Genomic DNA, 13,050 nt, shown 5'->3' with positions numbered 1-13,050 from the left:
CGGGGGGAAAGTGGCTGCGATCGAGTACCTGGCGGAACCCGAGTTGTCGGTGGTCGCCCCGATGTACGACGAGGAAGAGGTGTTGCCGGGCTTCCTCGACCGACTGCGCCCGGTGCTCGACGGGCTGCACGTGCGGTACGAGGTGGTCGCGGTGGACGACGCGTCGGCCGACCGGACACCGGTCCTGCTGCAACGGGCCCTGCGCGCGTGGCCACAGCTGCGCGTGGTGCGGTTGCGGGCCAACGCGGGGCACCAGGCCGCGTTGTCCGCGGGGTTGTCGCGGGCCCGCGGGCGGTGGGTGGTCACGATCGACGCGGACCTCCAGGACCCGCCCGAGCTGATCGCGGACCTGCTCGCCGAAGCCCGGACGGGCGGGGTCGACGTGGTCTACGGGGTGCGGTCGAACAGGTCGAGCGACAGCGCGTTCAAACGGCGCACCGCGAGCCTGTACTACCGGGTGCTGCGCCGACTGTCCGGAGTGGACGCACCGCGCGACGCCGGCGACTTCCGGCTGATGTCGCGCGCCACGGTCGACGCCGTGCTCGCGATGGCCGAGCACGGGCGGGTGCTGCGGGTCGTGGTGCCCGCGCTCGGCTTCCCGTCCGCGATCGTGCGCTACCGCCGGGAACGACGTCCGGCGGGGCGGTCGAAGTACCCGCTGGCGAAGATGGTCGGCCTGGCGGTGGAGTCGGTGGTCAACTGGTCGCTCGCCCCGCTGCGGCTCGCGACCTGGTTCGGGCTGCTGGGTTTCCTCGCGGCGCTGCTGTCGACCGGTTACGGCGTGGTGGGCGGTCTGCTCGGGCACGCGGTGCCGGGCTGGACGTCCACCGTCACGATCGTGTCGGCGTTCGCCGCGGTCGAGCTGTTGTGCATCGGCGTGCTGGGCGAGTACGTCGGCCGGATCCTCAAGGGGCAGCGGGAACTCCCCGCGTTCTTCGTCGCCTACGACTCCGCCGAGCCGGCGTCCGCGCGGAAGGTCTCCTGATGCACCACGAGGAGATCCGCAAGCTGACGCGCCTCGAGGACTCGCACTGGTGGTACCGGGAACGGCGGCACCTGCTCGCCCGGATGATCGGCAGGCTGGCACCGGGCGTCGCGCTCGACGTCGGCGCCGCCGGTGGTGGCAACACCCGGGTGCTGGTCGCGCACGGCTGGCGCGCGACGTCGGTGGAGTACGACCGGGAGGGCGCGGCGATCGCGGCCGCGCGCGGGCTGCCCGTCGTGCGGGCCGACGCCTGCCACCTCCCGTTCGCGGACCGGTGCGCCGACCTCGTCATCGCGTTCGACGTGCTGGAGCACATCTCCCGGGACGACGTCGCGGCCGCCGAGATCCACCGCGTCCTCAAGCCGGGAGGCACGTTCCTCGCGGCGGTTCCCGCCGATCCCCGGCTGTGGTCGGCGCACGACGTCGCCGTCGGGCACGTGCGCCGCTACACCCGCACGTCGCTACAGGACCTCCTGCGGCGCAACGGGTTCGAGATCGGGTCCTGCCGGTCCTGGAACGTGCTGCTGCGGCCCGTCGCCGCGTGGCGGCGCAAACGGGCGTCGGGCAGCGACCTGGAGGAACCGCACCCGCTGGTGAACCGCGCGCTCGCCGCCGTGGTCGCCGCCGAGCGCTACCTCGACGTCGGCAGGTGGCCGGGGGTCACCCTGCTCGTCCAAGCCCACCGCCCACGGACGTGAGGTGACATGTCGACCCAGGTCGAGATCACGGAAGAGCGACATCCCGTGCTGCCAAGGCTGTCCCGCGCGGTGCCGGCGCTCGTCGTCGCGTTCGGCGTGCTCGTCTGCGTGACGCAGAACGGGTACGAGCTCGCGGGCGACGAGTACTTCTTCCTCGTGGCGGGAGATCACCTCGCCTGGGGCTACGCCGACCAGCCGCCGCTGGTGGCCGCGCTGGCCCGGCTCTCCGACACGCTCCTGCCCGGTTCGCGGCTGCTCCTGCGGCTGCCCATGGTGCTCGCGGTGTGCGCGGGAATCCTCGTGACCGCGCTGATCGCGCGGGAGTTCGGCGGGCGGCGCGCCGTCCAGCTGTGGGCCGCCGCGGCGTTCGCGCTCAGCACCTACGCGCTGGTGCACACCCGTGCCGTGACGACGGACGCGATCGACATGGCCTGCTGGGCGACGGTGACCTGGCTGCTGGTGCGGTGGACCCGCACCCGGCGGGACGGGCTGTGGTGGGGAATCGGGCTCGCCACCGCGTTCGCGTTGCAGGGCAAGTACATCATCGGGGTGTTCTGGGTCCTCGTGGCCCTCGCCCTCCTGGCGGTGGGGCCGCGTGAGGTCTTCCGCAAGCCGGTCGTCTGGCTCGCCGGGCTGCTCGCGGCGCTGTCCACGATCCCGAGCTTGACCTGGCAGGCGCGCAACGGCTGGCCGCAGGCGGACGAGGGGCCCGCCATCCGGGCGGACGCCGAGGCGCTCGGCGGGCACCTGGTGTTCCTCCCGTCGTTGTTCTCCTGGGTGGGTCTCGCCGGCGCGGTGCTGTTCGGCTGGGGCACGTGGTGGTTGCTCCGACACGGCCGGGACACCCGGTTCCTGGGCGTCGTGCTCGTCGCCGCCGTCGCGCTGGTGTGGCTGCTCGAACTGCGCCGCAACTACCTCGGCGGGCTGTTCCCGCTCGGCATCGCGGTCGGCGCGGTCCGGTTCGGGCTCCTGGCCGAGCGCAGGCCGTGGCTGTGGCGCGGGGCCGCGCTGCCGGCCCTGGCGCTCACCGTCGTGGTGCTACTGCCCGCGCTGATCCCGGTCGGTCCCGGTTGGCTCGGCGGCGTGAACCGGTACCTGCTGCCGGACCACCGGTTCGACTGGGACGGGCTGGCGGTCGCCGTGTCCGAGGTGGCGCGGCGGGTTCCCGAATCGGAACGCGGCACCACCGTGGTGATCGCGGGCGACTACTGGCGGTCGAGCGCGCTGGAGCGCGGGCGGGACGAGCACTCGTTGCCGCCGGTCTACGGCGACATGCAGGGCTCGTACTTCTTCGGCCCGCCGCCGCCGGGCACCACGACCGTGATCTACGTCGACGATCTGCCCGAGCCGTTGCGGCGTCACTGCGGCAGCCACGAGCTCGGCGGGACGTTCGTCGACCCGCTGACCTCGCCGGTGCACCGGGAGCAGACGCACACACCCATCCACCTCTGCCGAGACCTGCGTGTGCCGATCGACCGCCTCTGGCCGGAGCTGCGGCACACCACACTTCCCTGGGACGGTCGAAGATGAGACGTCAACGGACGTTCGTGCTCGCGGTGGTGGCCGCCCTGGTGCTGGTCGTCACCGTGCTCACCGCCGGTGGTCCGAACGCCGGCCACCACGTGGTGCCGGCGGCGGCGATGACGCCGAACGCGCCGACGTTGTCGCGCGCCGGCTGGACCGCGTCCGCGAGCGACGAGGAGATCGTCGCCGGCCCGTTCTGGGCGGCCAGGGTGCTGGACGGCGACGAGAACACGTTCTGGCACAGCAGGTTCCGGATCGCGCCCGCCCCGCTGCCGCACTCGATCACCATCGACATGCACCGGATCCAGGTGGTGTCCGCCCTGGTCTACCTGCCCAGGCCCGGCGGGGGCAACGGCACGATCGGCGGCTACGAGATCAGGCTCAGCCACAACGGCGAGACCTGGGGCTCCCCGGTCGCGATCGGCACGCTCGCCGACACCGCGTCGGCGCGGACGCTGAGCTTCCCCGCCCAGGCAACGAGGTTCGTGCGGCTCGTCGCGACCTCCGAGGCGGGCGACCGCGGCCCGTGGTCCTCCGCGGCCGAGCTGAACCTGCTCGGTGACCCCGGCACCCTGCCGGGCCTGGTCGAGCTGCCCCGCGCGGGGTGGACCGTCGCGGACACGGACAGCGGTGACGGGCGCGGCGTGCTGGACGACGACCCCGAGACGTTCTGGCAGGGCGGTCGCCGGATCACCCTCGACCTGGGCGCACCGGTCACCGTCTCGGCGCTGCGCTACCAACCGCGCCGCGACGGCCTCGGCCGCATCGGCTCGTACGCGGTGGAGGTGAGCGCCGACGGGGTGGCGTTCACCCCCGTCGCCACCGGCCGGTGGCCCGACGACGGACTCCCGAAGAGCACGACGTTCCCGCCGGTCGCCGCGCGGTACGTCCGGCTGGGCGCGTCGGGTGACGCCGGTGCGTCCGAGATCGCCCTGAGCGCGCCCGCGAACCCGGCCGCCGCGGGCTCGTGGGGCGAGATGATCGGCTTCCCGATCGTGCCGGTGGCGACGGCGACCCTGCCCGGCAACAAGGTGCTGGCCTGGTCCGCCGTCTTCGCCGACGACCACGGCGGTTCGTGGGGCTCGACCGAGTCCGCGCTCCTCGACCTGGGCAGCGGCGCGGTGAGCAGGCGGCGCGTGTTCACCACCGGTCACGACATGTTCTGCCCCGGCACCGCCCAACTGGCCGACGGCCGCCTCATGGTCACCGGCGGCAGCAACAGCGACAAGACGAGCATCTACACCCCGGCGACCGACAGCTGGCAGGCCGGTCCGCGCCTGCGCGTCCCCCGCGGGTACCAGGGCATGACCGCGCTGCCGGACGGCGGGGCGTTCGTGCTCGGCGGCTCCTGGAGCGGCGGCACCGGCGGCAAGCACGGCGAGGTCTGGTCCTCGTCCGCCGGCTGGCGCGAGCTCCCCGGCGTGCGGGTGGACCCGACGCTGACGGACGACCCGCAGGGCGTCTACCGCTCCGACAACCACGGCTGGTACCTCGCGGCCTCCGGCGGACGGGTCTTCCACGCGGGCCCGTCGCGCGCCATGCACTGGATCGGCACCGCGGGCGACGGCTCGGTGACCGACGCGGGCCCGCGCGGCGACAGCCAGGACGCCATGAACGGCAACGCGGTCCTCTACGACGTGGGCAGGATCCTGACCGTGGGCGGAGCGACCGCCTACCAGGACGCGTCCGCCACGCGGCGGGCGTACACAGTGGACATCACCGGCGCGCAGCCCGTGGTCGGGCGCGTCGCGGACCTCGGGCACGCCCGGACGTTCGCCAACAGCGTCGTCCTGCCCGACGGCAAGGTCCTCGTGGTCGGCGGCCAGGCCCACGCGGCGCCGTTCAGCGACGAGACGTCGGCCATGACACCGGAACTGTGGGATCCGGCGACCGGCGGGTTCACCCCGATGGCGACCATGGCCGTGCCGCGCAACTACCACAGCGTGGCCAACCTCCTGCCGGACGGCCGGGTCTTCTCCGGGGGCGGCGGTCTGTGCGGCAAGTGCGCCACGAACCACTTCGACGGGCAGATCTTCACCCCGCCGTACCTGCTGAACCCCGACGGCACCCCGCGCGACCGCCCGACCCTCGTCGCGGCGCCGCGCTCCGCCGCTCCCGGCGCCGTCCTCCCGGTGCGGACCGACCGTCCGGTGACGGCGTTCTCCCTGGTCCGCACGGGAGCCGTCACCCACTCCGTCAACAACGACCAGCGCCGCGTGCCGCTGCCGGTCGTCTCGTCCGAGGGCACGACCTACTCGCTTTCCGTGCCCGCCGACCGGGGCGTCGTCCTGCCCGGCGAGTACCTGCTCTTCGCCCTGGACGCGGCGGGGACGCCGAGCGTGGCGGCGACCGTCCACATCGGCTAGTCCCGGCGCGGGTGGAACACCCAGTACCGCAGGACCGCGAACCTCGCCAGCGTCGTCGTGACGCTCGCGAGGACCAGCACCACCAGCTCCACCACCGGCGGCGCGCCGGCACCCAGCAGTGCCAGCGCGCCGTTGGTGAGCCCGAGTCCGAGCCCGAACACCACCAGCCCCTCGACGTGCTGCCGGGCCAACCCGGCCCGGCCCTGCCTGCCGAACGTCAGCCGGCGGTTCGCCGCCGTGTTGGCGACGGCGGTCACCAGCAACGCCGCGCTGTTCGCCGCGAACGGGCCCATCACACCGCGCAATCCGCTGTACAGCACCAGGTACGCGAGCGTGCTCACCGCGCCGACGACCGCGAACCGCAGCAGCTGTCCCCCCAGAGCCCGCATGGACGTCCTCCGCGCTGGTGACGGTCGACGGGATTTCCCCCACCGTCGATGAAATACAGCCTCCCGGGGTTGGTCAACCCGGAACTCCGGTCGGCGGTCGGCTCGCGGCGCGCGAAGTCCGAAGGGCGCGGAGCGGGCGGCCTTCCGCCTCGTCCGGCACCGAGCGGGTCCGGGCGTCCGATCGGGCGGAAGTCCCCGCAGCGCAGGGAAGTTCGGGGGTTCTCGGCTACGATTCCGGCGTGGACGAGGGGGATCCGCGACCGGCGAGCGCGGCCGGCCCGGCGGAGTTCGCCGCGCTGATGGAGCGGCGGAAGAACCGGTCCGGCTACACGTACCGCCAGTTGGAGGACCGCGCGTCGAGACTCGGCGACACTCTGCCGCGCAGCACCGTCGCCGACGCACTCCGCAGGCGCACCCTGCCGAGAGCCGAGGTGGTGTCGGCGTTCGTCCGGGCGTGCGGCGGCACCGACGCCGAGGTCGAGGAGTGGCTGGCCGCGCGGCGGCGACTGGCGGACGAAGGCCGGCCGCCGCCCTCGACCGAGTCGGTGCCCGTACCCGCGCCCGGGTCACCCGCGGAGTCGTCGGCCGAGCCGCCGCCGAGCGGGCCTCCGGCTTGGCGTGCCGGGATTCCCGTCACGCTCGCCGCGGTCGCCGTCGTCGTCCTCGCCGCGGTCGCGGTCGTCGTCGCGGTGCGGCTCACCCGTCCGGACCCCGGTGCCGGCTCGTCGGTGGTCGACGCGACCGCCGCCACCGTCGTGTCGAACGGCCAACGAGTGCCGTCACTCGACGGGTGGGCGCGCATCCACCCCGGGCGCGCACCCGCCTTGTGCGTCACGGAGGGGCACGACCGCACTGGCCGCTACCGCAGCGAGGTGGCCGTCCAGCGCCCCTGCTCCGAGGCCGAACCACCCCGCACCCTGCTGGAACGGGTCCGCGGCGACCTCTACCACGTGAAGTGGGACCACCCGGAGCACGGACTCGGCTGCCTGACCGCCGTCGAGCAGGGCGCGGCGGCGAACCTCGTGGAGCCGCGGTCGGACTGCCGCGGCGACCAGCCGTCGCAACTGTTCCTCGTGGAGCCGGTCGACCCCGCGGCGCCGGGGCGGTACCGGTTGCGGCCCGCGGACACCCAGCTGTGCCTGGGCATCCGCGACGACGACGAGGCGCCGGGCGCCGAGGTGGTGCTCGAGTCGTGCACCGGCCACGCGGACCAGGAGTTCGTCGTCGAGGCACGCCCGGACCGGTGAGGCCGGCTCTGCGGCCCGTGGCGGCCGAGTCGACTCCGCGGCGTGCCGGCGCCGACCTCGCCGCGGGCGAAGTCGGCGCCGACGGGTCGCGTCAGGCGCCCAGTCCACCCGCGCAGGCGTCGGCCACCCAGCCCTTCTGGCCGTTGTACCGCACCGCGACCCAGTAGTTGTCGACGGGCTCGCCCTGCTCGCACCGGTAGGACTTGCCCACCTCGCCACCGCAGGCCGCCCACACCGGAAGGCGCGTGCCGGTGTACTTCACGATCAGTCCCGCCGTCGGGTCCTTTGCCTTTCTCACGTTGTAGTAGCCGCGGGACCTGTCCACGTACAGGTAGCAGGCCACCGCCTCGGGCGCCGCCGCCACGGCGTCGTCGCCGTTCACCGCGGCCCGAGCGGTGCCGGGGATCGACACCGACGCCATTCCGATGACGGCGCACACCAGTGCCCGCCCGATTCTGTGGAACACCATTCCTCCCGGGGAGGTGAATGGGGGTGACTCGTGCGCTGATCGCGTCGCGCTCGGTGGACCGTGCGCCCGCCCCGAACCGCCGGAGCGATTCGGGGCGGCACCTCGTAGGGCTCACGAGTCGGGCCTTCCCCCCACGTCGTCCGGCCCACCACAAGCGTCGCGAATTCCGGATCCTCCGCCAAGCGATCAGGCGTGTCCCGGACTGTCCCGGCACGTTCCGCCTGCTCAGGGCCACTCCGTCCGGCTGTCCGGACGGGGTCGGACAGCCGGCGCCGCGGATCTCCCCGCCCGGTCGCGCCACTCAGCTGCCCGGTTGGTGGACGGTGAGGTCGCCGTAGGTCCGCAGGGTGGCGGGCAGGTCGGCGCGGTCGTCCCGCAGGGTGGCGTCGAGGAAGGCGAGCGTGGTCGCCGCGACGACGCGGGGGCTTTCGGTGCGGCCGAGGGAGCCGACGATCGAGGGCACGGGCGGCAGGTACAGGGGTGCGTCGGTGAAGGTGAGGTGGGCGGTGTCGGGAATGGTGAGTCGGTAACTCGTCGCGGAGTTGTTCGTGAGGGCCTCGGTGAGGCGGGGGAGGTAGCGCGGGTCGGTGTCCGGGGTGATGGCCTGGGTGAGGGCGAGCGTCGGTTGGTCGAGTGCCGGCGTGGTGGGACCGTGGGGGAAGCCGTCCAGGTCGAGGACGGCGGTGAACCTGTGGTCCTGGCGGGCCGCCTGGAGGGCGGCGGCGCCGCCCATCGAGTGACCCGTCACGGCGGTTCGGGTGGTGTCCAGGTGGCCGGTCAAGGGGTCGGCGATGGAGCCGCGATCCAGGTTTTGCAGCTGGGTGAGGGCGAAGCCCAGGTCGGCGGCGCGGATCGCGGTCCAGTCGGCGGCCAGCTTCTCGTCCTGGTCCCGGTCACCGGTGGACGTGGTCCGGGTGGTGATCGTCCGGCCGTCGGAGAGCACGACGGCGGCGGAGTCGTACGGGTGGTCCAGGGCGGCGACCACGTAGCCGTGGCCGGCGATCTCCTCGGCCCAGGCGGTGTTCTGGGTGCGCACTCCGCTGGATCCGGGTGAGAACAGCACGAGCGGGAAACGTCGGTCGGCTACTGCGGCGTCGGGTACGGCGTGGGTGTGTGCCCGGGGAACGCCGTCGACCAGGAAGCCCGGCATGCCGACGCCGGCGGCGATGGCCTCGGAGACGGTGCGCGCTTCGGCCTCCGTGCGTCCGAGGTACTGGGCCCGCGGGGCGTCGGCGGCGACGTGCTGCGCGGGGTACCAGAGCTGGACCACGACCGTGCGCCGGTCGTCCGGGTCCGCGGTGAAGGTCTCGGGGCGGTCCGGGTCGGTCCACTCCAGCACGCGGGTGCCGACCGCGAAGTCGCCGGTGGGTTCGGGGAACGCGGGCACCGGGAAGGCCCAGGCGGCCACCGGGGAGGTGGCGATCAGGGCGAGGCAGGCCAGTGTTCCCGGCAGGGCGAGCCACGGGCGGGCGCGGCGCGCCGGGCGGTCGGCGCGGCGTCGCACCACGGGGGAGAGGGCGAACGGCAGCGTCACGGCGGCGGCGGCCAGCACCGGCACCAGCTGCCAGCGCAGTCCCGTCACGACCAGCGCGATCGCGGACAGCAGGAACACCGCTCCCGCCACGACGGCGACGCGCGGGCGGGCGACGGGGGGAAGCCAGCGCGCCACGACCAGTGCGACGGCACTGAGCAGCGCGAGTACTTCCGGCAAGGACATGTGCAGTCCGGTGATGGTCTCGGTCACCTGGCCATGGTCAGCGCCGGGCACGCGCGGCCACATCGCTCGCGGGTCGCGTTCGCGTTGCCACCGGTGTGGCAGCGCGAGGCGGGGCCTCGTGCGATCGCGGTGGCAGTCGAACCCGCCGGATCGGCGGTCGGGTTGCGACCACGGGAGGTGCGCCGACTCCTCCCGTGGTCGTATTCCGGGACGCCGCCGTCAGCCGGTGGGTTCATGTGCTCGCCGCGTCCGCGCCCTACCGTGACAGGGCTGTGGTGCCGGCACGAGTGGATCGGACGGGGACGGGTGATGACCGAGGTGGCCGCGGAACCCGGCAACGGGCGGGTGCGACCGGAGCGCCGGGGCTCCCGGGTGCCGGCGCAGGTGTGGGACGTGCTGCCGGTGGCGCTGCTGCTGCTCAACGTCCTGACCACCCACCCGCCGCGGGAGTGGCCGGTGGCCGGGGCGCTCACCGTCGCCCTCGCGCTGCCCCTGGTGTGGCGGCGCCGTGCCCCGTTCGCGGTGTTCGGCGTCGTGACGGCCGCGGCCTTCGTCCAGTGGCTGGTGGACGTGCAGCTGCCGGCGGACATCGCGGTGCTGGTGGCCCTCTACACGGTCGCCGCGAACGCGGGCCGGCGCGCCGCGCTCGTCGCCGGCGCCGTCGTGGAGGCCGGTGCGCTGCTGGCCTGCCTGCGCTGGACCACGGACGGCGCGTTCCTGACCCCGTTCGTCGCGGCCAGCGCGATGGTCGTCGTCGCGGCCGTCCTCGGGGTGAACGTGCGGACCACGCGCGCCTACCTCGAGGCCGTGGAGGACCGGGCGGTGCGCCTGGAGCGGGAGCAGCGGCAGCGGGCGCGGGTGGCCGTCGCCGAGGAACGGACCCGGATCACCCGGGAGATGCACGACATCGTCACCCACAACCTGTCCGTCATGGTCGCGCTCACCGACGCCGCCGTCTACGCGCAGCACCGGGCGCCCGACAAGGCCACCACCGCGATGCTCCAGATCTCCGAGACGGGCCGCCAGGCCTTGACCGACATGCGGCGTTCCCTGGGACTCCTGCGGACCGACGAGCTGGACGCGGAGCGCCACCCGCTGCCCGGCGTCGCGCAACTGGACAGCCTCGCCGACCAGATGTGCGCCGCCGGGTTGCCGACCAGCCTCGAGGTCGACGGCGGCCACGCCCACGTGCCCGCCACCGCCCAGCTGACCGTCTACCGCCTGGTGCAGGAAGCCTTGACCAACACCCTGAAGCACGCACCCGCCGGCACCCGCGCGGAGGTCCGGATCCGGTGCTCGACCGAGAGCGTCACCGTGGACGTCACGGACGACGGTCCCCGCCCGCGTCCCGGCACCGCGTCGTCCGGCCACGGCATCACCGGCATGCGGGAACGCTCGGCCGCCTACGGGGGCACGTTGCGGGCCGGGCCGCTCCCGGGTGGCGGCTGGGGAGTCCACACGCGACTCCTCCTCGGCGGCAGTGGAACGGTGTCCGCATGACGATCCGCGTTCTGGTGGCCGACGACGAGGCGCTGCTCCGGATGGCCTTCAGCACCGTGCTGGAAGCCCAGCCCGACATGGCGGTGGTCGGCGAGGCCGAGGACGGCGACCAGGCCGTGCGCCTGGCCCGGGAGCTGCGGCCCGACGTCGTGCTCATGGACGTCCGGATGCCGGGCACCGACGGGATCGAGGCGACCAGGCAGGTCGTCCGGGTCCACCCGCCGACCAGGGTGCTGATCCTCACCACGTTCGACCTGGACGACTACGCCTTCGCCGGGCTCAAGGCCGGCGCCTCGGGTTTCCTGCTGAAGAACACCCGACCCGAGGAGCTGCTCACCGCGATCCGCGCCGTGGCCGCGGGCGACGCGGTGGTGTCGCCGCGGATCACCCGCCGCCTGCTGGACAGCCTCCGCCCGCACCTCCCCGACGGCGGCGACACCGTCCGCGACGAGCGGCTGGGCCGGCTCAGCGCCCGCGAGCGCGAGGTGCTCGTCCACGTGGGCTCCGGTTCGTCGAACACCGAGATCGCGGCCGCCCTGGGCCTCGCGGAGGCGACCGTGAAGTCCCACCTGGGCCGGGTCCTGCACAAGCTCGAACTCCGCGACCGGACCCAGGCCGTGGTCTTCGCCTACGAGAGCCGCCTCATCCACCCCGCGTGACGCGCGCGTCACCCCGCCGACGGACCACCGCGTCCGTCGGCAGGCTGACGCGCGCGGGGACGACCTCTTGCCAGGCTGAGCCGGACATCGGCAACCAAGGGGGAAATTCCGACATGTCGACACAACGCGTTGCGGCGCTGGCCGCGGGGCTCGCCGCGACCACCGCGCTGCTCGTGGCACCCGCCGCGACGGCGGCGCCCACGTCCGGGATCAGGATCACCACGCCCGCGCTCAGCGGGCGCCACCCGGTCGGCACCACCGAACTGCACCTGGTGGACGAGGCGCGCCAGGACCCGTGGCACCCGGCGGAGAAGCGCGAGCTGATGGTCACCGTCACCTACCCGGCCAAGCGCGAGGGGCAGCGCGCGCACTGGATGACGCCCGGCGCGGCCCGGGGCATCGACGCGGTGGCCTCGGGCCCGGACCTGCTCGACCTGCCTGCCGGCACGGTCGACTGGGCAGGCTCCCTGCGCCAGGCGCGCACCGGTGCCGCCGCCGACCGCTCGCAGGACTGGCCCGTGGTGCTGTTCTCGCACGGCTACACCGGTGCGCGGGAGCTGAACGCGGCGCTCACCGACGACCTGGCCTCCCGGGGTTACGTCGTGGCGTCGATCTCGCACACCGGCGAGGCGGCGGCGGTGGAGTTCCCGGGCGGCCGGGTCGTGCTCTCCGCGGTCGACCAGCAGCACGACCCGCGGTGGAAGCTCGCGATCGACACCAGGGTCGCCGACAGCCGGTTCGTGCTCGACCAGCTCACCAGGGTGGAGCGGGGGGACAACCCGGACGCCGACCGCGCCCCGCTGCCCCGCGGCCTCGCCGGTTCGCTCGACCTGTCGAACGTGGGCATCTACGGCCACTCCTACGGCGGGTACACCGCCGCCGAGACGCTGTACCACGACCGCCGGTTCGACGCGGGCATCAACGTCGACGGCTCGATGGCCTGGGACGTCCACGAGTACGGCGAGGCCGTCAAGCACGGCCTGGATCAACCGTTCCTGCTGGTCGGCGGCGATCTCGTGGACCCGGGCACGGGTGAGGTCTACGAGCACTCGCACGCGGACACCAGGCTCGACCCGACCTGGGCCGCGTTCTGGACCAACCAGCGGGGCTGGAAGCGCGACCTGCACTTCGACAAGAGCACCCACTACAGCTTCACCGACCTCCAGATCGCCGCGCCGCAACTCACGTCCGTGCTGAAGCCGGGCAAGAAGGAGGAACTGGTCGGCGCGATCGACCCGACCCGCTCGCTGGCCGCGCAGCACGACTACTTCGCGGGCTTCTTCGACCACCACCTGAAGCACCGCGACGGCCGCCTGTTCGGCCCGGCCGGTCCGGCGTGCCACCCCGACACGAGGTTCGTCGCCTGAGTTCGCGGCCCCGGGGGGGCCCCGCCCGGGCCCCCCGGGCCCGGGGCCCCCCCCGCCGGGGAAACGGGCGCGGGCGGGGAAGTTAGGTGGGTGGAGGGGGGGGGGGGGGGAGTTGGTGTGGGAGGTGGG

At 73.9% G+C, this 13,050-nt stretch carries 11 protein-coding genes; 8 read left to right on the top strand and 3 right to left on the bottom strand.

Annotated features, from left to right (window positions below; genetic code table 11):
• The first annotated feature begins 10 nt into the window (after positions 1-10).
• The 4 genes from AB0G50_RS15755 to AB0G50_RS15740 are packed head-to-tail and all read left to right on the top strand — an operon-like array spanning position 11 to position 5,573.
• Positions 11-985, top strand: coding sequence for a glycosyltransferase family 2 protein (locus AB0G50_RS15755; protein ID WP_360108017.1), 975 nt, complete (start codon positions 11-13; stop codon positions 983-985).
• On the top strand, positions 985-1,683 hold the full coding sequence (locus AB0G50_RS15750) for a methyltransferase domain-containing protein (RefSeq protein WP_360108014.1): 699 nt from the start codon (positions 985-987) through the stop codon (positions 1,681-1,683). The genes AB0G50_RS15755 and AB0G50_RS15750 overlap by 1 nt, the downstream gene beginning before the upstream one ends.
• 6 nt (positions 1,684-1,689) lie before the next feature.
• Positions 1,690-3,213: a glycosyltransferase family 39 protein gene (locus tag AB0G50_RS15745; RefSeq protein ID WP_360108011.1), complete on the top strand. Its 1,524-nt coding sequence runs from the start codon at positions 1,690-1,692 to the stop codon at positions 3,211-3,213.
• Positions 3,210-5,573, top strand: coding sequence for a discoidin domain-containing protein (locus AB0G50_RS15740; RefSeq protein WP_360108008.1), 2,364 nt, complete (start codon positions 3,210-3,212; stop codon positions 5,571-5,573). The genes AB0G50_RS15745 and AB0G50_RS15740 overlap by 4 nt, the downstream gene beginning before the upstream one ends.
• Here the strand turns inward: AB0G50_RS15740 and AB0G50_RS15735 are convergent.
• Positions 5,570-5,962, bottom strand: coding sequence for a GtrA family protein (locus AB0G50_RS15735; RefSeq protein WP_360108005.1), 393 nt, complete (start codon positions 5,960-5,962; stop codon positions 5,570-5,572). The two genes, AB0G50_RS15740 and AB0G50_RS15735, sit on opposite strands and share 4 nt — an antisense overlap.
• A gap of 239 nt (positions 5,963-6,201) precedes the next feature.
• On the opposite strand from AB0G50_RS15735, the gene AB0G50_RS15730 reads away from it, so the two are divergent.
• Positions 6,202-7,209, top strand: coding sequence for a helix-turn-helix domain-containing protein (locus AB0G50_RS15730; RefSeq protein WP_360108002.1), 1,008 nt, complete (start codon positions 6,202-6,204; stop codon positions 7,207-7,209).
• Between the two features lie 91 nt (positions 7,210-7,300).
• On the opposite strand, the gene AB0G50_RS15725 is transcribed toward AB0G50_RS15730, so the two are convergent.
• Both AB0G50_RS15725 and AB0G50_RS15720 read right to left on the bottom strand, forming a co-directional pair.
• On the bottom strand, positions 7,301-7,678 hold the full coding sequence (locus AB0G50_RS15725) for a hypothetical protein (protein ID WP_360107999.1): 378 nt from the start codon (positions 7,676-7,678) through the stop codon (positions 7,301-7,303).
• 301 nt (positions 7,679-7,979) lie between these two features.
• Positions 7,980-9,422 carry a hypothetical protein gene (locus tag AB0G50_RS15720; RefSeq protein ID WP_360107997.1) on the bottom strand — a complete coding sequence of 481 codons (1,443 nt, stop codon included), beginning with the start codon at positions 9,420-9,422 and terminating at the stop codon, positions 7,980-7,982.
• Between the two features lie 282 nt (positions 9,423-9,704).
• On the opposite strand from AB0G50_RS15720, the gene AB0G50_RS15715 reads away from it, so the two are divergent.
• From AB0G50_RS15715 to AB0G50_RS15705, 3 genes are all read left to right on the top strand, one after another.
• Positions 9,705-10,895: a sensor histidine kinase gene (locus AB0G50_RS15715; protein ID WP_360107994.1), complete on the top strand. Its 1,191-nt coding sequence runs from the start codon at positions 9,705-9,707 to the stop codon at positions 10,893-10,895.
• Complete coding sequence (locus AB0G50_RS15710) at positions 10,892-11,554, top strand: response regulator transcription factor (protein ID WP_360107991.1); 663 nt, start codon at positions 10,892-10,894, stop codon at positions 11,552-11,554. Before AB0G50_RS15715 ends, AB0G50_RS15710 begins: the two co-directional genes overlap by 4 nt.
• Positions 11,555-11,667: 113 nt before the next feature.
• Positions 11,668-12,921 carry a prolyl oligopeptidase family serine peptidase gene (locus tag AB0G50_RS15705; RefSeq protein WP_360107988.1) on the top strand — a complete coding sequence of 418 codons (1,254 nt, stop codon included), beginning with the start codon at positions 11,668-11,670 and terminating at the stop codon, positions 12,919-12,921.
• Positions 12,922-13,050 lie beyond the last annotated feature (129 nt).

It is taken from the genome of Actinosynnema sp. NPDC020468, assembly GCF_040642015.1.
Taxonomy (GTDB): Bacteria; Actinomycetota; Actinomycetes; order Mycobacteriales; family Pseudonocardiaceae; genus Actinosynnema.
This window is presented reverse-complemented; position numbering and strand designations above follow the sequence as displayed.